This window comes from Streptomyces sp. NPDC054866 (genome assembly GCF_053610745.1).
Window position 1 is genome coordinate 106,399 of sequence record NZ_JBSGZA010000001.1, and the last position, 20,474, is coordinate 126,872.

The 20,474-nt window shown below is 70.3% G+C and carries 17 protein-coding genes and 1 riboswitch; of the genes, 7 read left to right on the forward strand and 10 right to left on the reverse strand.

From position 1 onward, the window contains the following. Nucleotides 1–7: 7 nt before the first annotated feature. From ACWGI2_RS00420 to ACWGI2_RS00435, 4 genes are read right to left on the reverse strand one after another with little or no spacing between them, the layout of a single operon-like run. Entirely contained in the window at nt 8–688 is a 681-nt protein-coding gene (locus tag ACWGI2_RS00420) for a response regulator (RefSeq protein WP_453393877.1), read from the reverse strand. Further along, nucleotides 685–2,361, reverse strand: a complete 1,677-nt coding sequence (locus tag ACWGI2_RS00425; protein WP_453692731.1) for a sensor histidine kinase — start codon at nt 2,359–2,361, stop codon at nt 685–687. The genes ACWGI2_RS00420 and ACWGI2_RS00425 overlap by 4 nt, the downstream gene beginning before the upstream one ends. Nucleotides 2,362–2,389: 28 nt before the next feature. Beyond that, entirely contained in the window at nt 2,390–3,361 is a 972-nt protein-coding gene (locus ACWGI2_RS00430; protein ID WP_453692733.1) for a sucrase ferredoxin, read from the reverse strand. Between the two features lie 36 nt (nt 3,362–3,397). Then, nucleotides 3,398–4,660, reverse strand: coding sequence for a citrate synthase family protein (locus ACWGI2_RS00435; protein ID WP_453692735.1), 1,263 nt, complete (start codon nt 4,658–4,660; stop codon nt 3,398–3,400). 108 nt (nt 4,661–4,768) lie between these two features. Here ACWGI2_RS00435 and ACWGI2_RS00440 point away from each other — a divergent pair, with 108 nt between their 5' ends. Then, nucleotides 4,769–5,941, forward strand: coding sequence for a citrate synthase/methylcitrate synthase (locus ACWGI2_RS00440; protein ID WP_453692737.1), 1,173 nt, complete (start codon nt 4,769–4,771; stop codon nt 5,939–5,941). Between the two features lie 7 nt (nt 5,942–5,948). Here the strand turns inward: ACWGI2_RS00440 and ACWGI2_RS00445 are convergent, their stop codons facing one another. The 4 genes from ACWGI2_RS00445 to ACWGI2_RS00460 all read right to left on the reverse strand — a co-directional run bounded on the left by ACWGI2_RS00445 (nt 5,949) and on the right by ACWGI2_RS00460 (nt 7,921). Continuing rightward, nucleotides 5,949–6,647, reverse strand: a complete 699-nt coding sequence (locus ACWGI2_RS00445; RefSeq protein ID WP_453692739.1) for a DUF6082 family protein — start codon at nt 6,645–6,647, stop codon at nt 5,949–5,951. Nucleotides 6,648–6,753: 106 nt separating this feature from the next. Continuing rightward, a complete protein-coding gene (locus tag ACWGI2_RS00450; protein ID WP_453394875.1) occupies nt 6,754–6,990 on the reverse strand; it encodes a hypothetical protein in 237 nt (78 codons plus the stop codon). Nucleotides 6,991–7,138: 148 nt separating this feature from the next. Then, complete coding sequence (locus tag ACWGI2_RS00455) at nt 7,139–7,375, reverse strand: hypothetical protein (RefSeq protein ID WP_160507638.1); 237 nt, start codon at nt 7,373–7,375, stop codon at nt 7,139–7,141. Nucleotides 7,376–7,468: 93 nt separating this feature from the next. Next, nucleotides 7,469–7,921 carry a DUF6082 family protein gene (locus ACWGI2_RS00460; protein ID WP_453692741.1) on the reverse strand — a complete coding sequence of 151 codons (453 nt, stop codon included), beginning with the start codon at nt 7,919–7,921 and terminating at the stop codon, nt 7,469–7,471. 336 nt (nt 7,922–8,257) lie between these two features. Between ACWGI2_RS00460 and ACWGI2_RS00465 the strand changes: the two genes are divergently transcribed. Continuing rightward, on the forward strand, nt 8,258–9,304 hold the full coding sequence (locus ACWGI2_RS00465; protein ID WP_453692743.1) for a CobW family GTP-binding protein: 1,047 nt from the start codon (nt 8,258–8,260) through the stop codon (nt 9,302–9,304). Between the two features lie 4 nt (nt 9,305–9,308). Here ACWGI2_RS00465 and ACWGI2_RS00470 read toward each other — a convergent pair whose 3' ends face one another. Further along, nucleotides 9,309–11,762: a DNA gyrase/topoisomerase IV subunit A gene (locus tag ACWGI2_RS00470; protein ID WP_453692745.1), complete on the reverse strand. Its 2,454-nt coding sequence runs from the start codon at nt 11,760–11,762 to the stop codon at nt 9,309–9,311. 242 nt (nt 11,763–12,004) lie between these two features. Between ACWGI2_RS00470 and ACWGI2_RS00475 the strand changes: the two genes are divergently transcribed. From ACWGI2_RS00475 to ACWGI2_RS00490, 4 genes are all read left to right on the forward strand, one after another. Beyond that, a complete protein-coding gene (locus ACWGI2_RS00475) occupies nt 12,005–13,351 on the forward strand; it encodes a M16 family metallopeptidase (protein ID WP_453694609.1) in 1,347 nt (448 codons plus the stop codon). After that, entirely contained in the window at nt 13,348–14,748 is a 1,401-nt protein-coding gene (locus ACWGI2_RS00480; RefSeq protein ID WP_453393886.1) for a M16 family metallopeptidase, read from the forward strand. Before ACWGI2_RS00475 ends, ACWGI2_RS00480 begins: the two co-directional genes overlap by 4 nt. Nucleotides 14,749–14,968: 220 nt before the next feature. Next, nucleotides 14,969–15,132: riboswitch (cyclic di-AMP (ydaO/yuaA leader) on the forward strand. Nucleotides 15,133–15,144: 12 nt separating this feature from the next. Continuing rightward, nucleotides 15,145–15,945, forward strand: coding sequence for a M23 family metallopeptidase (locus tag ACWGI2_RS00485; protein WP_160507643.1), 801 nt, complete (start codon nt 15,145–15,147; stop codon nt 15,943–15,945). A gap of 240 nt (nt 15,946–16,185) precedes the next feature. After that, nucleotides 16,186–16,872 carry a GntR family transcriptional regulator gene (locus ACWGI2_RS00490; protein WP_453393887.1) on the forward strand — a complete coding sequence of 229 codons (687 nt, stop codon included), beginning with the start codon at nt 16,186–16,188 and terminating at the stop codon, nt 16,870–16,872. A gap of 141 nt (nt 16,873–17,013) precedes the next feature. Here ACWGI2_RS00490 and ACWGI2_RS00495 read toward each other — a convergent pair whose 3' ends face one another. Continuing rightward, the gene (locus tag ACWGI2_RS00495) at nt 17,014–17,295 is read right to left on the reverse strand and encodes an HPr family phosphocarrier protein (RefSeq protein ID WP_160507645.1); all 282 of its coding nucleotides are present in this window, start codon (nt 17,293–17,295) and stop codon (nt 17,014–17,016) included. Nucleotides 17,296–17,506: 211 nt separating this feature from the next. Between ACWGI2_RS00495 and ACWGI2_RS00500 the strand changes: the two genes are divergently transcribed. After that, nucleotides 17,507–20,467: a bifunctional acetate--CoA ligase family protein/GNAT family N-acetyltransferase gene (locus ACWGI2_RS00500; RefSeq protein ID WP_453692747.1), complete on the forward strand. Its 2,961-nt coding sequence runs from the start codon at nt 17,507–17,509 to the stop codon at nt 20,465–20,467. The last annotated feature ends 7 nt before the right edge of the window (nt 20,468–20,474 follow it).

Sequence of the window (20,474 nt, forward strand, 5' to 3'; positions counted from 1 at the left end):
CGCACGGTCAGGAGGCGCTGGACGCCCATTCGTAGCGGTGCTCCGGGCGGCCCGTGTCACCGTACTTGAGGCTGAGCCTGACCCGGCCCGAGCGCTCCAGGAGCTTCAGATAGCGCTGGGCCGTCTGACGGCTCAGCCGGGTTCGGTCGGCCAACTCCTGGGCGGACAGCGGCCCTTCCGCGCCCATCAAGGCCCTGCGGACCAGCTCGGCCGTGGTGGGTGAGTGCCCTTTGGGCAGCTCCGGTGCCGGTGTCGCCGAGAGCGCTCCGAAGATGCGGTCGACCTCGGCCTGTTCGGCCTCGCCCCCGCCGTCCAGCGTGCGGCGCAAGGTCGCGTACGCGTCGAGCTTGGCGCGAAGTCCCGCGTAGGAGAACGGCTTGACCAGGTACTGCAGGGCGCCGTGGCGCATCGCGGCCTGCACGGTGGCGACGTCGCGCGCGGCGGTCACCATGATCACGTCGGTCTGGTGGCCGCGCTCCCGCAGCGTACGGACCACCGCGAGACCCGTCTCGTCCGGCAGGTAGTGGTCGAGGAGCACCAGGTCGACGGGGAGCTCCTCGACGAGCCGCAGCGCCTCGGCCGCGCTGTGGGCCTTGGCGGCCACCCGGAAGCCGGGGATCTTCTCCACGTAGGCGGCGTTGACGTCCGCGACCCGGACGTCGTCGTCCACGACGAGCACCTCGATCATCGTGTCTCCTCCGTGGGGGCCAGATCGGACGTGGGGGCCAAGTCGGACGTCGGGGCCAGTTCGGGCTGGGCGAGGGCTTCGGGCAGGACGACGGTGAACTCGGCGCCCCCTTCGGGGGAGGCGTCGGCCTGGGCGCTGCCTCCCTGCCGCTCGGCGAGCCTGCGCACCAGGGCGAGCCCGATGCCGCGCTTGCCGTGCGCCGGAGGCTCCTTGGTGGACCAGCCCTCGGTGAAGATCGTCTCGCGTTGCTCGGGCGGTACGCCAGGGCCCGTGTCGCTCACCCGCAGGACGACGGCGCGTCCCTCGGTGCGCACATCGACCTCCACGCGCGCGTGCAGGGAGCCCGCCGCAGCGTCGAGCGCGTTGTCGACGAGATTGCCGACGATGGTGACCAGACCGCCCGGGTCGATGAGGCGGTCGGGCAGTGCGGTGTCGCGCGGGACGGCGAGGACGACTCCGCGCTCCGCGGCGACCGTGGCCTTGCCCACCAGGAGTGCGGCGAGCAGCGGATCGCCGATCTTCTCCGTGATCTGCTCGGCGGTGACCCGGTGCGCGCCCGCCACCTCGCCGACGAACTCCGCCGCCTCCTCGTACATCTCAAGCTCCAGGAGGCCGAGCAGTGTGTGCATGCGGTTGGCGTGTTCGTGGTCCTGGGCGCGCAGGGCGTCGATGAGGCCGCGGGTGGAGTCCAGTTCGCGGCCAAGCTGCTCGAGTTCGGTGCGGTCGCGCAGGGTGGCGACGGCGCCTCCGTCGTCCGTGGGCATGCGGTTGGCGACCAGGACGCGCTGGCCGCGGACGGTCAGGAGGTCGGTGCCGGTGACCCGTCCGGCGAGCACGTCGGTCGTACGTCCCGGGCCGAGCGCGGTGTCGAGCGGCTGCCCGATGGCTTCCGCTCCGAGGCCGAGGAGACGCTGGGCCTCGTCGTTGAGGAGCCGGACGCGTCCCGCGCGGTCCAGGGCCACCACGCCTTCGCGGATGCTGTGCAGCATGGCCTCGCGTTCCGCAAGGAGCGCCGAGATATCGGAGAAGGCCAGGTCACGGGTCTGCCGCTGCACCCTGCGCGAGATGAGATAGGCGGCTAGGGCGCCGACGGCGAGGGCCCCGCCCGCGTAGGCGAAGAGCCCGGGGATCGCGTGGATGAGGCGGGCGCGGACGCTGTCGTACTCGATGCCTACGGAGACGGCGCCCACGATGTCCCCGTCGATGTCCCGCAGCGGCACCTTGCCGCGGGCCGAGCGGCCCAGGGTGCCGTCGTCGATCTCCATGACCTCGTCCCCGGCGAGCGCCTCACTGGGGTCGGTCGAGACGACCTGGCCGACCTCGTCGTGGTCGGTGTGGGACCAGCGCACACCGTCCTTGTTCATGATCACGACGTACTCGGCGCCACTGGCGCGCCGGATCCGTTCCGCTTCCGCCTGCACGGGCCCGTCGACGGTCGGCTTCGAGGAGCTCAGGTCGTCGGCGATCTGCGGCTGGGCGGCCGTCGTCTGCGCGATGGCGAGCGCACGGCGCATGGCCTGATCGTCCAGCTGATCGCTGAGTGGCGCGAGGAAGAGCCCCGTGGCGAGCACGGCGACCCCCGCGGCGATCGCCAGCTGCATCAGCAGCACCTGCGAGAAGACGCGCCGCGGCAGGCCGAGGCGGAGTCGTCGCGCGGGGGAGGTCGGGCTCATGTGTACGAACGGTACGGCGAGCGGAGGGCTACTCCGAAGTCACTGTGGCGGGGATCTCCCGCGCGGCTCCGTACGCGATCGGCCGCACGGCCACGACATCCATGCGCGCCGGGGCCGCCAGGGCCGCGCCGCAGCTCTCCGGCCGCGGCGGGAGCGAGGCCCCCTGGACGACCGTCACGCGCCACTGCCGTCCGTCGGTGTGGGCCACCGTCACGTCCCAGCGGGGGGCTGTGCCGTCCGCTGGGACGGGGGCCGTGCCGGACGTGTGGACGACTCTCAGGGCGCCGGCGGCGTCCTCGCCCGTCGCGGTGCGCACCGCGAGCTCGGCGGCCTGTCCCGGGCGGTCCCAGGCGGAACTGCCCCGGCAGCCTTCGGTGACGACGCGGCCCGTACGCACCCCTTCGAGGATCGCCTTGACGGCGGCCTGACCGGAGCGGCCGTACGCGTAGCCGTAAGGCAGGACCAGCAGCGTGGGGGAGAAGCGGTGACCACCCAGATGAGTGACTTCCCAGACGCCCTGTTCACCTGACGTGGCGAGCTCGGCGGCGAGCGGCCTGCCCAGGACCGCGCAGCAGCGGTCACGCTTGCCGTTCGTGCAGACCAGGGCGAGCGGGTCGCCCGTGTGCGGGGTGCCGAATCCGCCGTGGTCACCCGCGCCGAGAGCCGCGAAGTCGAGGTCGAGCAACTCCTCCGGCCTGTCCGTGACATGGCCGCGCAGCCAGGTGTTGCCGGGCGCGGTGTGGGCCACGTACACCCGTCGGCGTGCCGAGGGATGGCTGTCGGCGTGACGGCCGGGGCGGCGGATGAGCGCGATGCGCACGCCGGTTCCCTCGGCGGCGGCCTCCAGGGCGCGGCCGACCTCTGGATCCAGGTGGCTCGAAGTGAGCGCTCTGGCGCCCCACGGACCCGGCTGTTCAAGCAGCAGCCAGGTCCTGGCGGTGGCCGCGGTCCCCGCGAGCGGCTCGTCCAGATCCCGCGAAGCGGTGGTGCAGGTACTCACAGAGGCGAGCCTAACCTGCGCCGGGTTCGGGGTGATTCATCCGCCCTCGGGTGCGGGCATCGGCTGGGGCGGACGCAGCCCTACGTACTGCCCGCTGGGGCGCATGCGCAGCGGGCGTTCCTCGTACTCCTCCAGGGCGTGCGCGATCCAGCCTGCCGTGCGCGCCACGGCGAAGATCGTCTCGCCCGCCTCCGCGGGCATTCCGGACGAGGCGGTCAGGACGGCGAGGGCCAGGTCGACATTGGCGTGCAGGTCCGTGTGGCGGGCCGTGGTGGCCACCACGTCGCGGGCCGCCGCCAGGGCGGGGCCGGCCTTGGGAATGACCTCCAGGAGGGCGAACAGGGCCTCCGCGCGCGGGTCGTCGCCGGGGTAGAGCCGGTGGCCGAGGCCGGGGACGCGGCGGCCCGCGCGGAGCTCGTCGGCCACCACGGGGGCCGCGCTGCCCCGGTCGAGCACGTCCAGGAGCATGCGGTGCGCGAGGCCGCTCGCCGCGCCGTGCAGGGGGCCCTCAAGGACGCCGAGGCCGGCCGACACCGCCGCGTACGGGTGGGCGCGGGCGGAGGCGGCGACGCGGACGGCGAGCGTCGACGCGGCGAGGTCGTGGTCGACGAGCAGGGCGAGCGCGGTGTCCAGGGCGTGCAGGGAGGCTTCGTGGGGCTGTTGGCCGCTGAGCCGTGCCCAGAGCCGGCGGGCCAGGGGGCCCTCGTCCCGGTGGGCGCGGCTGACCGGGGGCAGCGCCGCGACGAGGGTGGGGATGAGGGTGCGCGCGGTGCCGATGACGGCTTCTTCGGAGAGGTCGAAGCGGAGGGGGTCGGCTGCCGCGGCCGAGATGGCGGCCACGCGCAGGCGGTCGGTGGGGCCGCTGTGCTCGGGCAGGGCGTCGACGGCGCGGCGTGCGGCGTCCGCGGTCTCCTCGGGCGCGGTGAAGCGGATTCCGGGGCGCATGACGCCGGTCCACAGCCACTCGGCGACCTCTTCGTAGGAGTGCGCCAGGGACAGTTCCCTCGCGTCGACGCCGCGGTAGTAGTAGCGGTCCTTGTCGATGAGTGTGATGCGGGTGCGGACGGAGAGTTCGCTGCTCGCGGAGGTGGCCGCGGGTTCGCGGCGGTTCTTGCGGGCGAGCGACTCGACCTCCTTGGCGTCGAAGGTGCTGCCCCGGGAGCCGGGGCCGCGGCGGCTGGAGAGCTGACCGCGGCTCACGTACGCGTACACGGTCTCGGGCTTCACGCCGAGCAGTTCCGCGGCTTCCCGGGTGCTCAGGCGTCGGCCTTCTCGCGGGGCAGCCTCTTGATCCGTCATGGGCAACACCGTATCCATTCGGCCTTACATTGATTCAATCAATATTGACAGGAATTCAGTCAAGCATGGACAGTCGAATCAAGTCCAGGGAGGAAGTCGAGGAAGAACATGTCGATCAATGGCTCCACCACCACCCCCACCGCTCCCGTAGAGGTACCTCGCGGGCTCGCGGGCGTCGTCGTGACCGAGACCCGGCTCGGAGACGTCAGGGGATACGAGGGCTTCTACCACTACCGCCAGTACTCGGCCGTCGAGCTCGCGCAGACCCGTGGCTTCGAGGACGTCTGGCACCTGATGTTCCACGGCGCACTGCCGGATGCCGGACAGCGAGAGGCCTTCGCCGCGCGGACCGCGGCCCTGCGCCGGCTGCCCGACGAGGTGCGTGCCGCGCTGCCCGCCATAGCCCGCGCCAGCGCCCTTTCGGGGCCGCTCTCCGGACTGCGTACGGCGCTTTCGCTCTTCGGCGCGGCGAAGGGCTTCCGCCCGGTGTACGACATCGACGGCGACCGGCGCCGTGCCGACGCGCTCGCCGCCTCCGCTGTCGTGCCGACCCTGCTGACGGCGCTGTACCGGCTGGGCCAGGGCCTCGATCCCGTAGAGCCCCGCGATGACCTCTCGTACGCGGCCAACTACCTCTACATGCTGACGGGTTCGGAGCCGGACCCTGATCGTGCGAGGGCGATCGAGCAGTACTTGATCTCCACCATTGATCACGGATTCAACGCGTCAACGTTCACGGCCAGGGTGATCACCTCGACGGGTGCGGATGTCGCAGCGTGTCTCGTGGGTGCGGTGGGGGCCCTCTCGGGTCCGCTGCACGGCGGGGCGCCGAGCCGCGCGCTCGACACGCTCGACGCCATCGGCACGCCCGACCGCATCGACGGCTGGATCCGCGAGCGGGTGCTCGCGGGGGACCGGATCATGGGCTTCGGCCACCCCGTCTACCGCACGGAGGACCCGCGCTCGCGCATGCTGCGGGGCATCGCGCAGCAATTCGGCGGGCAAATGGTGGAGTTCGCGGTCGAGGTCGAGCGCCAGGTCGAGGCGATCCTCGCCGAACTGAAGCCGGGACGCGAGCTGCACACCAACGTCGAGTTCTACGCGGGCGTCGTCATGGAACTGTGCGGCCTGCCGCGCGAGATGTTCACGCCTACGTTCGCGGCGGCGAGGGTGGTGGGCTGGGGAGCCAACATCCTGGAGCAGGCGGAGGACTCGAAGATCATCCGGCCTGCGGCGCGGTATGTGGGGCCCGTTCCGCCGGTTCCGGTCCCCTCGGTCTGATCCCTGCTCACGTCGGCGACGGGGGCGTACGCCTTTGCCGATCGGCGAAGGCCTGCTCGAAGACATGAAACACACGCCCCTCGGCGCTCTCCGGAGGCAACTCGCCTTTGTGTGCCCGTGTGGCGTTCCAGTAGTGACGGAACGCGGGGCTGGCGAGCATGTTCCTGGCGTGGACGATGAGGTCGCTCTCGGAGTAACTGCCCCAACTGTGCGCCAGCACGAAGTGGTTGAAGAGGAGGTTGGCGAAGAGGTTCTGGCGGAGCGTGGTGTCGGATTCTCCCTGGAAGTCGTTCCAGACCTCGGCGAGAGACGGGTCGTCCATGGCCATCTGGGTCAGCTGCACATGGAGAGACCGCATGTCTGCTTCCGCGCTCCGGTGCAGCTCGTCCCGTGACGCGGCCAGCTCCTCGCGTTGAAGGGTGAGCTCTCGACGCTGCAACTGCAGTTCATGCTGCTGGAACAACAGCGTGATGACGAGCAGAAGCAGGGCCAGCCCCGAGAAGACGGCACTCACGCCACCGAAGTAGTTCCCGAGGGCGCTGCGTTCCTCCGCGGTCTGTCTGCTGCTGTTGGTCGCCTCGACGCCTCGTATGAGCCACCCGCTGACGGCAATGGACGCGGCGCCCACAAGAGCGATGCCCGCTGCGCCGGCCGCCGCCCATCCGGTGATCGAAAGCGCTGATCGCCATACGTGCTGACGCGCCATCCGTCCCTCCCCAGGGTCCGCGGGATTCTTCCCCGGGCCGCATTTGGGAAACGGGCTCGACCCCTGGCGGGGGTCGAGCCCGTGACACGGTCGCCGCTGCCGGACGCTACTGGTTGGGAATGTCGCGCTTGGCGCGAATGAGCGTCAGGCGGGTAATGACCACGATGCACCGATGTCGCGTACACCTGCAGTCAGGAAGCAGCTGCTGCCTGACTGCCTCGGCCATTTCGGTCCCGATGACGGCGAAGTTGCCGTCGCTGAGTTCAAAGATGTCGGGACACGTGGCGCCCGTGAGGCTTCCCCGCTGGCGCGGAGGGTCACCTATGCGGCGTGTTATCGACACTGTGCGTCCGAGATGAACAGCCATTCGGAAGCTCCTTGGGGGAGGGGAATGACGACGAGTGTGACCTAAAGCCAGTGATCGCTCACGGCTTGTGACGATGGCTCGGTGTGGAATGCCCGGTCGGGCATGACAGCGAGTTTCGGGCGACTCAGGTCTCGGGGATGTCGACCTTGGCCCGGATGAGGGTGTCCCGACTGATAACGACAATGCGCTCATAGTCGGCACGTGCAGCATCGGTCGGCAGTTCGCCGTCGAGCGCATCGGTCCTGTCCGTCCCGATGACGGCGAAGTTGCCGTCGCTGAGTTCAAAGATGTCGGGGCAGGTCTGGCCGGTTGCGCTGTCCCGCTCGCGGGGAGGCGCGCCGATGCGGCGCACGATCTTCAAGAGGATCCCGGTCCTTGGGCGATGGAGGATTAAGGGCGAGGACAGGTTAGCCCCTTGATGCTGCCTGAGCGGGTGCGTGTCATCCAACTGGACCTATTGGGTGGGTGGTTCGCCCACCACCCACCATTCGTCCGTGCCTGCTTCCCGCAATTCGCGGGCCAGGTGGTCCATCATCCGGCCCAGTTCCGCCTCCTCCGACGAGGCGGGCAGGCTGGCGCGATGGTGGCGGGTCGCTTCCCAGTACTCGCAGAAGATCGGGTTCTGGCACATCACCCGAAGGTGTCCACGCAGTTCTTTGCGGCTCATGGCGCCGATGCGATGGGCGTGCAGCGCATTGATGTAGAGCGCGTTGGCGAACAGATACTGGCGCTGCCGCTCTGGAGGTACGTCCTCCGCGTACGTATCCAGGACAGCGGACAGGGTGGAATCACCCATGGCCTTGCACAGGAGGTCGAAGTGGAGTCGGTGGTGCTCCGTGAGCGCCGCGTGCTTACGTTCCCTGGCGCCGAATGCAAATGTCCCCGTCGCGAAGGCGAGCCCAGCCACTGCGGCCGAGCTCAGCCTTCGTATCCAACAGTTCTGTGTGGCCATGTCAACCCCCGAATCAGGCGACCGTCCGCCGGTCGTCGTGTGCGGGTCGACAGGGAGCGGACCGGCGAGCGATGGGCGGTGCGCTTGCCGTCTCCCAGGGTGCCGAGCGGCTCTGATCGGCGGGGAGGCGGAGAGGAGGCGCACGGAAGGCATCGGTGGTCGCATGTCCCGGCGCCGTGCCCAATGTGTGCCCCGCCTGCGCCGCTAACAATCGTTCACTTCGCGGGCCTTCTACGCGCACATATCCTGGGGCGGTCTTCATTCGTCGTAAGGGATTCGGAGAGGTCGCACGTGAGCAAGCCGCAGATCCCCGTCGTCGTCCTCGCCGGGTTTCTCGGATCAGGCAAGACGACCCTGCTCAATCATCTGCTGCACCGCAGCGGCGGGAGCCGGATCGGGGCGATCGTCAATGACTTCGGATCCATCGAGATCGATGCCATGGCCGTTGCCGGGCAGCTCGGTGACTCCACCGTCTCGCTCGGCAACGGGTGTCTTTGCTGCGCCGTGGACGCCAGTGAGCTCGACGAGTATCTGGAGCGGCTTGCCCGGCCGTCCGCCCGGATCGACGTCATCGTCATCGAGGCCAGTGGGCTCGCCGAGCCGCAGGAGCTCGTGAAGATGGTGCTCGCCAGCGAGAATCCGCACATCGTGTACGGGGGGCTCGTCGAGGTAGTCGATGCCGCCGAGTTCGACTCCACGCGCGAGCGGCATCCCGAAGTCGACCGGCATCTGGGAATCGCCGATCTTGTCGTCGTCAACAAGGTCGACCGCGTCCCTGAGGGCGAGCGGGAGCGGATCCTCGGCGTGGTGCGGGGGTTCACCGATCGCGCGGCTGTCGTTCCCGCCTCCTACGGGCGCGTCGACGTCGAGTTGCTCCTCGACCGGAAGCCCGTGGGGGAGCGGGTCGGACAGCTGTCCTTCGACGACCTGCATCCCCATGAGTCTGAAGACGAGCACGACGGCCATCTGCACTCCGCCTACGAGAGCCTTTCCTTCTCCTCCGAAGTGCCCATGAGCCCCCGCCCGTTCATGGCACTCCTCGACAGTCGGCCCGAAGGGCTCTACCGCATCAAGGGGTACGTCGATTTCGGCGCCGCCGACCCGCGCAACAGGTACGCCGTGCACGCCGTGGGGCGGTTCCTGCGCTTCTACCCCGAGCCGTGGGCCCCGGGCGAGCCCCGGCTCACCCAGCTCGTCCTCATCGGCTCCGGCATCGACGTACCGGCTCTGGAGAAGGAGCTTGAGGCGTCTCGTGAGTACGCCCCACAGGGCAGTGCCGATGAGCACAGCATGTGGGGCGTACTTCGCTACGTGCAGGAACCCGAGCCGGAGCAGTAGCCGACTAGGCCGGGCCCGCCACCGCGGCCACCGGCTTCGCCAGCGAGACGCCCGAGCCGTCGCGGCGCGGGTCGATCTCCGGCAGCTCCGCGGGCAGACCACTGCGCTGGGCCGCGAGCGGCGGCGTCGGGCCCGCCCACGCGAAGCTCAGGCAGTCCTCGCCCTTCAGGAAGCGCTGGACCCGGACGCCACCCGTGGCCCGGCCCTTGCGGGGGTACTGGTCGAACGGCGTCACCTTGGCCGTCGTCTGCACCGAGTCGTCGAGCGTGCCGCGCGAGCCCGCCACCGTGAAGACCACGGCGTCCACGGCCGGGTCCACCGCCACGAAGGAGATGACCTTGACGCCGTCCGCGAGCTTGATGCCCGTCATGCCGCCCGCGGGACGGCCCTGCGGGCGCACCTGCGAAGCCTGATACCGGAGGAGCTGGGCGTCGTCCGTGATGAAGACCAGGTCCTCCTCGCCCGTGCGCAGCTCGGCCGCGCCGACGATCCGGTCACCGTCCTTGAGGGTGATGACCTCAAGTTCTTCCTTGTTGGACGGATAGTCCGGCACCACTCGCTTGACCACGCCCTGTTCGGTGCCGAGGGCGAGGCCCGGAGAGGACTCGTCCAGGGTCATCAGGCAGATCAGCTTCTCGTCCGCCTCCAGGGAGAGCAGTTCCGAAATCGGCGCTCCTCCGGAGAGGTTGGGAGCCGCGTGCGTCTCCGGGAGCTGCGGGAGATCCACCACGGAGAGGCGCAGAAGGCGACCCTCGGACGTCACCGCGCCCACCTCGCCCCGCGCGGTCGCGGGGACGGCGGAGACGATCACGTCGTGCTTGACGCGCTTGGTGTCGCTCTCGGCGAACGGCTCGCCATTGGCCGTACGGGCGAGGAGGCCCGTCGAGGAGAGGAGCACGCGGCACGGGTCGTCCGCCACCTGGAGCGACACCGTGGGCGCCGGGGTGCTCGCCGACTCCAGGAGGACCGTGCGCCGGTCGGTGCCGAACTTCTTGGCCACGGCCGCCAGTTCGGCGGAGACCAGCTTGCGCAGCTCCGCGTCGGACTCCAGGATCCGGGTCAGCTCCTCGATCTCGGCGTTGAGCTTGTCGCGCTCGGACTCCAGCTCGATGCGGTCGAACTTGGTGAGACGGCGCAGCGGCGTGTCGAGGATGTACTGCGTCTGGACCTCGCTCAGCGAGAAGCGCTCCATCAGGCGCTCCTTGGCCTGCGCGGAGTTGTCGCTGGAGCGGATGAGGCGGATGACCTCGTCGATGTCCAGGAGGGCGACCAGAAGCCCCTCGACCAGGTGCAGCCTCGCCTGCTTCTTGCCGCGGCGGAACTCGCTGCGGCGGCGCACGACGTCGAAGCGGTGGTCGAGATAGACCTCGAGCAGCTCCTTGAGGCCGAGCGTGAGCGGCTGGCCGTCCACCAGGGCTACGTTGTTGATGCCGAAGGACTCCTCCATCGGCGTCAGTTTGTACAGCTGCTCCAGGACGGCCTCCGGGACGAAGCCGTTCTTGATCTCGATGACGAGGCGCAGGCCGTGCGAGCGGTCCGTGAGGTCCTTGACGTCGGCGATGCCCTGCAGCTTCTTCGAGCCGACCAGGTCCTTGATCTTCGAGATGACCTTCTCGGGGCCTACGGAGAAGGGCAGTTCGGTCACGACCAGGCCCTTGCGGCGTGCGGTCACGTTCTCGACGGCCACCGTCGCGCGGATCTTGAAGCTGCCGCGTCCTGATTCGTACGCGTCCTTGACCCCGGACAGGCCGACGATGCGGCCGCCCGTGGGCAGGTCGGGACCCGGCACGAAACGCATCAGCGTCTCCAGGTCGGCCCCGGGGTGCTTGATCAGGTGGCGGGCGGCGGCGATGACCTCGCCGAGGTTGTGCGGCGGCATGTTCGTCGCCATGCCGACGGCGATGCCCGACGCGCCGTTGACCAGGAGGTTCGGATAGGCCGCCGGCAGGGTGACCGGCTCCTGCTCCTGACCGTCGTAGTTCGACTCGAAGTCGACCGTGTTCTCTTCGATCGACTCCGTCATCAGGGACGTCGCGTCGGCCATCTTGCATTCGGTGTACCGCATGGCGGCCGGCGGGTCGTCGTTGCCGAGCGATCCGAAGTTGCCGTGGCCGTCCACCAGCGGCAGACGCATGGAGAAGGGCTGGGCCATGCGCACCAGGGCGTCGTAGATCGACGCGTCGCCGTGCGGGTGCAACTTACCCATGACCTCGCCGACGACGCGGGCGCACTTCACATAGCCGCGGTCGGGGCGCAGGCCCATCTCGTTCATCTGATACACGATCCGGCGGTGCACCGGCTTCATGCCGTCGCGGGCGTCCGGCAGGGCGCGCGAGTAGATGACCGAATACGCGTACTCGAGGAAGGAGCCCTGCATCTCGTCGACGACGTCGATGTCGAGGATCTTCTCCTCGAACGACTCGTCGGGCTGCGGGGTCTTCGTGCTGCGGCGGGCCATCGCTGCTGCGGCTCCTTCACGGTGTCTGCCAGGGCATCAACAAGATCTGACGCCGACCATCAACGGGATCTGACGCCGACCATTGTGGACTGTCCCACTGACAACGCCGACCACGACCCGGACTTCGGGGCCGACTACGCCGAGCGCGGAGCGGGAACTTCACAGGTTGTCGGCACGCTTGCATACAGTGGCAGGACTGGCAGAATTTCCAGCTTTTCGCGATCGAAGGGACGTACATGCCCATGGGTCACACGGCCACAGCCGAGGCCGGTTCCGGCGGCCTGACAGCGACCGAGCACCGGCTGGCCAACGGCCTGCGTGTGGTGCTTTCCGAGGACCACCTGACCCCGGTCGCCGCGGTCTGCCTCTGGTACGACGTCGGCTCGCGCCACGAGGTCAAGGGGCGTACGGGCCTCGCGCACCTCTTCGAGCACCTCATGTTCCAGGGCTCGAAGCAGGTGCAGGGCAACGGCCACTTCGAGCTGGTGCAGGGCGCCGGCGGTTCGCTCAACGGCACCACGAGCTTCGAGCGCACCAACTACTTCGAGACCATGCCCACACACCAGCTCGAGCTGGCCCTGTGGCTGGAAGCCGACCGCATGGGCTCGCTGCTCTCCGCGCTCGACGAAGAATCCATGGAGAACCAGCGGGACGTCGTCAAGAACGAGCGCCGCCAGCGCTACGACAACGTCCCGTACGGCACGGCCTTCGAGAAGCTGACCTCCCTCTCGTACCCCGAGGGCCACCCCTACCACCACACCCCGATCGGCTCCATGGCCGACCTGGACGCGGCGACGCTGGAGGACGCGCGGCACTTCTTCCGTACGTACTACGCGCCCAACAACGCCGTCCTCTCCGTGGTCGGCGACATCGACCCGGAGCAGACCCTCGCCTGGGTCGAGAAGTACTTCGGGTCCATCCCCTCGCACGACGGCAAGCAGCCGCCGCGCGACGGCTCGCTGCCCGACATCATCGGCAAGGAGCTGCGCGAGGTCGTCGAGGAAGAGGTCCCGGCCCGCGCCCTGATGGCCGCCTACAGGCTGCCCGAAGACGGCACGCGCGCGTGTGACGCGGCCGACCTGGCGCTCACGGTCCTCGGCAGCGGCGAGTCGTCCCGCCTCTACAACCGCCTCGTGCGCCGCGACCGCACCGCCGTTGCGGCCGGATTCGGCCTGCTGCGGCTCGCCGGAGCCCCCTCGCTCGGCTGGCTCGACGTGAAGACGTCCGGCGACGTCGAGGTCCCCGTCATCGAGGCCGCCGTCGACGAGGAGCTCGCCCGCTTCGCGGAAGAGGGCCCCACCGAGGAGGAGATGGAGCGCGCCCAGGCACAGCTGGAGCGCGAGTGGCTCGACCGGCTCTCCACGGTGGCGGGCCGCGCGGACGAACTGTGCCGGTACGCCGTCCTGTTCGGCGACCCGCAGCTCGCCCTCACCGCCGTCGGGCGCGTCCTTGACGTCACCGCGGAAGAGGTCAAGGCGGCCGCGGCGGCCCGTCTGCGCCCCGACAACCGCGCGGTGCTCGTGTACGAGCCCATCGCCCCTGAGGCCGACGAAGCCACCGACGAGGACGAAGAGGAGGCCGCGAAGTGACCGAGGCCGCAACGATGCAGTTCCACCCGCAGCCCCAGGCGGGCACCGCACGGCCGTGGGCCTTCCCCGCGCCCGAGCGCGCCACCCTGGACAACGGCCTCACCGTGCTGCGCTGCCACCGCCCCGGCCAGCAGGTCGTCGCCGTGGAAGTCCACCTGGAGGCGCCGCTGGACGCCGAGCCCGAGGGCCTTGACGGCGTCGCGACGATCATGGCGAGGGCCTTCAACGAAGGCACGGACAAACACTCCGCCGAGGACTTCGCCGCCGAACTCGACCGCTGCGGCGCCACCATGGACGCGCACGCCGACCACCCCGGCGTCCGCGTCTCACTCGAAGTCCCGGTCTCCCGCCTCCCGAAGGCGCTCGGCCTGCTCTCCGACGCCCTGCGCGCCCCCGCCTTCGCGGACAGCGAGATCGAACGCCTCGTACGCAACCGCCTGGACGAGATCCCGCACGAGGCCGCGAACCCGGCGCGCCGCGCCGCCAAGGAGCTCTCCCGGCAGCTCTTCCCGGCGACCTCACGCATGTCGCGCCCCCGCCAGGGCACCGAGGAGACGGTCACGGCCATCGACTCGGCGGCGGTGCGCACCTTCTACGAGAAGCACGTGCGCCCCGCCACGGCGACCGCGGTCGTCGTGGGCGACCTGACCGGCATCGACCTGGACGCCGTCCTCGCCGACACCATCGGCGCCTGGACGGGCGGCACCGCCGAGCCGCGTCCGGTGCCCCCGGTGATCGCGGACGACACAGGCCGTGTCGTCATCGTGGACCGCCCTGGCGCCGTCCAGACGCAGTTGCTCATCGGCCGCGTGGGACCGGACCGGCACGACCGCGTCTGGCCCGCGCAGGTGCTCGGCACGTACTGCCTGGGCGGCACCCTCACCTCACGCCTGGACCGCGTCCTGCGCGAGGAGAAGGGATACACCTACGGCGTACGGGCGTTCGCCCAGGTCCTGCGTTCCGCCGCACCTTCTTCCCCGGAGGGGGCTACGGGAGCCGCGATGCTCGCCATCAGCGGCTCCGTGGACACCGAGTCCACGGGCCCGGCCCTCGACGACCTGTGGAAGGTCCTGCGCACCCTCGCGGCCGACGGCCTGACGGACGCCGAGCGCGATGTGGCTGTCCAGAACCTGGTGGGTGTGGCCCCGCTCAAGTACGAGATGGCGGCGTCCGTCGCGGCCACTCTCGCCGACCAGGTCGAGCAGCACCTGCCGGACGACTTCCAGGCCCAGCTGTACCGCCAGTTGGCCGCCACCGGAACCGTGGAGGCCACAGCCGCCGTGGTGAGCGCCTTCCCCGAGGACCGTCTCGTCACGGTGCTCGTCGGTGACGCCGCGCAGATCGAGGAGCCCGTCAGGGCGCTCGGCATCGGTGAAGTGAGTGTGGTCACGGGGTGAGCGCGGGGTGACTGCGAGCTGAGTGACAGTCAGGACATATCGGGACCCCAGTGGCGAGAAAATGCCACTGGGGTCCTCATATGTCCGAATTGCTATGGAGGTTACGTGTCTGACCTGTGGCGTGCGCTACAAAAGCTCTGATCCGTTTGTCGTTTGAAAGACGCCCCGCTTAGCGTCTGGTCCGGCTGTTCGTCATGCAGTACGCCGCACCCGCGGCACCGGACGGTCATCGCCGAGTCCCCGTACGGCGCGAGCCAGGGGAGCCGGGGACCCACATGTCCCCTTGGGGTGAATCGGGAACCTCGCCGTGAGGTGAGGGACTCGTAGGAGACCTTCCTGCTCCGAACCCGTCAGCTAACCCGGTAGGCGAGAAGGAAGGAAAGGATCAGCCGCTTCATGGCGTTCACCCGTGCCACCGGGAAGCACCGTCGCCCGAGCCGCCTCACGCGTACGACCGCGAACGTGGCGGGCGTCGCCGCCCTCACCACCACTGGTGTCATCGGAGGCCTGGCCGCTCCGGCGCTCGCCGCCGACGACGCGGCCCTTGAGCACACCGGCCTGACCCAGGCGATCTCCGTGGGCGACTCGCTCGCCCAGAGCATCGACGCGCAGGCCGCTGCCCAGCAGCAGGCCGCCGACGACGCCGCAGCCGCCAAGAAGGCCGAAGAGGCCGCCAAGAAGAAGGCCGCGGAGGCGAAGCGCAAGGCCGAGGCCGAGGCGAAGGCCAAGGCCAAGAAGGAGCGCGAGGCCAAGGAGCGTGCCGCTCGCGAGGCCGAGCGCAAGCGCCTCAACAGCTACGTGTCGCCGATCACCGGTTCGTCCATCTCCACGGGCTACCAGACCGGCGGCGCCATGTGGTCCTCCGGCAGCCACACCGGCGTCGACTTCCACGCCGCGTCCGGCACCTCGGTCCACGCGGTCGGCTCCGGTACCGTCGTCGAGGCCGGCTGGGGCGGCGCCTACGGCAACAACGTGGTCATCAAGATGAACGACGGCACGTACACCCAGTACGGCCACATGTCGTCCCTCGGTGTCACGGTCGGCCAGGCGGTCACCCCGGGCCAGCAGATAGGCCTCTCCGGCTCCACCGGCAACTCCAGCGGCCCGCACCTCCACTTCGAGGCCCGCACCGGCGCGGACTACGGCACGGACATCGACCCGGTCGCCTACCTCCGCTCGCACGGCGTCAACGTCTGATCCACGCCGATCCCGGGCGGTCGCGTGATCCACGCCGATCCAGGCGGACGCGCGAAGCGCACTGATTCAACGAAAGCCCCGGCTCGTCGAGAGCCGGGGCTTTCGCCGTTCCCGTATCTCCTTTGGCTAAAAGTATCCCTGGATTTCGGTCGACCGTCGGAAATTCAGCCGTTCTGCAATAGAGTCGCTGAACAGGCGTCGATCGACCGCGTTTCGCGGGGATTAAGGCGGAGGTCAGTCATGCGCATTCCCGCGCACTCGGTATGCACGGCCATCCGGGACGACATCGTCTCCGGTGTCTACGAACGGGGTGGCCGGCTCACCGAGGAACTGCTGGCGCGCCGCTATGGAGTCTCCCGCGTCCCCGTGCGCGAGGCCCTGCGCACCCTGGAGGCCGAGGGGTTCGTCGTCACGCGCAGGCACGCGGGCGCGTGCGTCGCGGAGCCCACCGAACAGGAGGCGGCCGACCTCCTGGAGATACGCGCGCTCCTGGAGCCGCTGGGCGCGGCCCGCGCCGCACAGCGCCGCACGGAGGCGCACCTGAAGGTCCTGCGCGGCCTCGTCAGGCTCGGCCAGGAGCGGTCGAGGCGCGGTCAGAGCGAGGATCTGCGCTCCCTGGGCGGCTGGTTCCACGAGACGCTCGCCCAGGCGTCCGGCAGCCAGGGCCTCACGGCACTGCTCACGCAGCTCCGGCACAAGATCGCCTGGATGTACGTGGTCGAGACGTCGGCCGCCCCCGCGGAGGCCTGGGCCGAGCACGCCGCGATCGTCGACGCCGTCGCTCGCGGGGACGCGGAAAGGGCCAGGTCGCTCACCGCCGCCCACACGGAACGGACGACGTCCGCGCACCGGCTGCGCTTCGGGCGCAATCTCTCGGCTGTGAGGGGTTCGCAACATTCCGTAAACACGGCGGGTCTGCGCCTTTAACAGAAGCGCCGTATACAAAGAAGTGCTATTCGACAGGGTATTCCGTCGGGGCATTATTTCCGCTGCCCGAAGCAGAAAAAAACACCGAAGGGCCCGCCCCTATTTCGGGCGGGCCCTTCGGTGTATGAGTATCAGTCTTTACTAGACGGTCTCGGGGAGTTCCTCGAGGCCGTCCGCGACCAGCTTCGCCAGACGGTCGAGAGCGGCGTCCGCGCCCTCGGCGTCGGAGGCGAGGGTGATCTCCTCGCCGCCCTGCGCGCCCAGACCGAGCACCGCGAGCATGGAGGCGGCGTTCACGGGGTTGCCGTCAGCCTTGGCGATCGTCACGGGGACGCCGGCGGCGGTGGCCGCGCGGACGAAGATGGAGGCGGGTCGGGCGTGAAGGCCCTCGGCCCAGCCGACGTTGACGCGGCGCTCAGCCATGTGTTGCTGCCCTTCCAGATGTCTCACACTTGTCTAGACCAGTGTCTCATGCCGTCACGAGTGCTCCGCCGGCCGTAGGTCCGTACCGTGCCGACCGATGGTCCGTGCTCCGTCGACCGTACGTCCTCGCGCCACGGGGCCCACGTCCCGCCCTTCGACGTCTCCTAGCCTGCCCCGGCCAAGGCGCCCCCGCGACCCGTACCCTGGGCCCATGCAGACCCCGTCGGACCGGCACGCATACCCCTCCCACTGGGAAGCCGATGTCGTCCTGCGTGACGGAGGCACCGCCCGGATCAGGCCGATCACGGCCGAGGACGCGGAGCGCCTGGTCAGCTTCTACGAACAGGTCTCCGACGAGTCGAAGTACTACCGCTTCTTCGCGCCCTACCCCCGCCTGTCCGCCAAGGACGTGCACCGCTTCACCCATCACGACCAGGTGGACCGGGTGGGTCTCGCGGCGACCGTGGGCGGCGAGTTCATCGCCACCGTGCGCTTCGACCGCATCGACGAGCGCGGCATGTCCGCCAGCGCGCCCGCCGACGAGGCCGAGGTCGCCTTCCTCGTGCAGGACGCGCATCAGGGCAGGGGTGTCGCCTCCACGCTCCTCGAACACATCGCCGCCGTCGCCAGGGAGCGCGGCATCCGCCGCTTCGCCGCCGAGGTGCTGCCCGCCAACACCAAGATGATCAAGGTCTTCACGGACGCGGGCTATCAGCAGAAGCGCAGCTTCGAGGACGGCGTCGTACGTCTCGAATTCGATCTGGAGCCGACGGACCGCTCCGTTGCCGTGCAGCGCGCCCGTGAGCAGCGGGCCGAGGCGCGGTCCGTGCAGCGGCTGCTCACGCCGAAGTCGGTCGCCGTGATCGGCGTCGGGCGCACGCCGGGGGGCGTGGGGCGCAGTGTGCTCCGGAACCTGCGCGAGGCGGGCTTCACGGGGCGGCTGTACGCGGTGAACAGTGCGTTCGACCAGGGCACCGAGGTGGACGGAGCGCCCGCGTACCGCTCCGTGCGGGACATCGACGAGACCGTCGAGCTCGCCGTCGTCACCGTGCCCGCCGAGCGGGTGCCGCAGGCCGTCGCGGAGTGCGGTGAGCGCGGGGTGCTCGGGCTCGTCGTGATCTCCGCCGGATACGCGGAGAGCGGTCCTGAAGGGCGGGAGCGGCAGCGCGAACTGGTGCGCCAGGCGCGGTCGTACGGCACGCGCATCCTCGGCCCGAACGCCTTCGGGGTCATCAATACGTCGCCGGATGTGCGGCTCAACGCGTCGCTCGCCCCGCATCCTCCCGAGCGCGGCCGGATCGGTCTCTTCACGCAGTCCGGCGCGATCGGCATCGCGCTGCTTTCCGGTCTGCACCGGCGTGGCGCGGGCCTCTCGACCTTCGTGAGCGCGGGCAACCGCGCGGATGTGTCCGGCAACGACGTCCTCCAGTACTGGTACGAGGACCCGGACACCGATGTCGCCCTGATGTACCTCGAATCCATCGGCAACCCGCGCAAGTTCACGCGCCTCGCCCGGCGCGCGGCGACGGCGAAGCCGCTGGTCGTGGTGCAGGGGGCGCGGCACAGCGGGATCGCGCCCACCGGGCACGCGGTGCAGGCCACGCGGCTTCCGCATGCCACGGTGTCGGCGCTGCTCCGCCAGGCGGGGGTGATCCGGGTCGACACCGTCACCGAGATGGTGGATGCGGGGCTGCTGCTCGCGGGGCAGCCGTTGCCTGCGGGGCCGCGGGTGGCGATTCTCGGCAACTCCGAGTCGCTCGGGCTTCTCACGTACGACGCGTGCGTCGCCGATGGGCTTCGGCCGATGCCGCCGGTGGATCTGACCACGGGGGCGACCCCCGGGGACTTCCGCGCCGCGTTGGCCGACGCGTTGTCTGACGACGCCTGCGATGCCGTGATCGTCACGGCGATCCCCTGGGTGGGGGAGGACGGCACCACGGCGTCCCCCGAGACGCTCGCCGGGGAGCTGCATGCCGCCGCTGTGGGGTGCCCCGCGAAGCCTGTAGCCGTGGTGCACGTGGAACTCGGCGGACTCGCCGAAGCGTTGGCCGCCGCGACCCGCACTCGCCCCGACGCAGCTGTAACTGTGCCCGGCAGCGAGGGCTGTGCCCACCCTTCCCCAAGCTCTCAACTGCGTTCGAGCAGGGGAGACCCCAATCGCCCTGCGGGACGCCTGCCCACAGCGGCGGCGCCCGTAGCCGCGGCCACGCACGCCCGGCCCGCAGCAGCGTCGGCGCCCCCGGTGGCAGCGGCGAGGGCGGGGGAGTCCGAGGTCCAGGACCGCCCGAGCCCGGCGCAGCCGTACCGCATCCCCGCCTACCCCGCCGCCGAGCGCGCCGTCCGGGCCCTCGCCGAAGCCGTGAAGTACGCGCAATGGCGGCGTGAGGCCAAGGAGCCGGGCAAGGTTCATGAGTACGAGGACATCGACGAGAGCGGGGCCGCCCGGCGGATCGATGAGCTGCTCGCCGCGCAGGACGACCCCCGCGGCGCCACCCTCGCCCAGGACGACGCCCGCGAGCTGCTCGGGCGGTACGGCATCGACGTACGGGACGCCCTGCCCGCGCCCGACCCGGACGCGGCCGTGGCGGCAGCCCGCGCGCTCGGCTACCCCGTGGCCCTCAAGACCACGGCCCCGCACCTGCGCCACCGTGCCGACCTCGGCGGCGTGCGGCTCGACCTGGCGGATGAGGAACAACTGCGCCGGGCCTACGCCGAGTTGACCGACGCCTTCGGCAAGCCCGCCGAGCTGCGGCCCGTCGTGCAGGCGATGGCCCCCCGCGGCGTCGACACCGTCGTCCGCGCGGTCATCGACCCGGCGGCCGGAGCGGTGCTCTCGTTCGGGCTCGCCGGCGCCGCGTCCGAGCTGCTCGGCGACACCGGGCACCGACTCGTCCCGGTGACCGAACGTGACGCGGGTTCCCTGGTCAGGTCCATCCGGACCGCCCCGCTCCTCTTCGGCTGGCGCGGCTCGGCGCCGGTCGACACCCCGGCCCTGGAGGAGCTGCTCCAGCGGGTCTCGCGCCTCGTGGACGATCACCCCGAGGTGGTCGCCGTGTCCCTGGAGCCCGTGGTCGTCGCCCAGCGGGGCCTCTCCGTGCTCGGCGCCTCCGTGCGGCTCGCGCCCCCGCCCGCCCGCAACGACCTCGGTCCGCGCGCCCTGCCCGGGTACTGAGGCGGCC

Coding starts and splice junctions, on each gene's coding strand:
- ACWGI2_RS00490 (WP_453393887.1), top strand. CDS start 16,186: ATGCGCATTCCCGCGCACTCGGTATGCACGGCCATCCGGGACGACATC.
- ACWGI2_RS00420 (WP_453393877.1), bottom strand. CDS start 688: ATGATCGAGGTGCTCGTCGTGGACGACGACGTCCGGGTCGCGGACGTC.
- ACWGI2_RS00425 (WP_453692731.1), bottom strand. CDS start 2,361: ATGAGCCCGACCTCCCCCGCGCGACGACTCCGCCTCGGCCTGCCGCGG.
- ACWGI2_RS00475 (WP_453694609.1), top strand. CDS start 12,005: ATGGGTCACACGGCCACAGCCGAGGCCGGTTCCGGCGGCCTGACAGCG.
- ACWGI2_RS00445 (WP_453692739.1), bottom strand. CDS start 6,647: ATGGCGCGTCAGCACGTATGGCGATCAGCGCTTTCGATCACCGGATGG.
- ACWGI2_RS00495 (WP_160507645.1), bottom strand. CDS start 17,295: ATGGCTGAGCGCCGCGTCAACGTCGGCTGGGCCGAGGGCCTTCACGCC.
- ACWGI2_RS00485 (WP_160507643.1), top strand. CDS start 15,145: ATGGCGTTCACCCGTGCCACCGGGAAGCACCGTCGCCCGAGCCGCCTC.
- ACWGI2_RS00435 (WP_453692735.1), bottom strand. CDS start 4,660: ATGACGGATCAAGAGGCTGCCCCGCGAGAAGGCCGACGCCTGAGCACC.
- ACWGI2_RS00470 (WP_453692745.1), bottom strand. CDS start 11,762: ATGGCCCGCCGCAGCACGAAGACCCCGCAGCCCGACGAGTCGTTCGAG.
- ACWGI2_RS00500 (WP_453692747.1), top strand. CDS start 17,507: ATGCAGACCCCGTCGGACCGGCACGCATACCCCTCCCACTGGGAAGCC.
- ACWGI2_RS00440 (WP_453692737.1), top strand. CDS start 4,769: ATGTCGATCAATGGCTCCACCACCACCCCCACCGCTCCCGTAGAGGTA.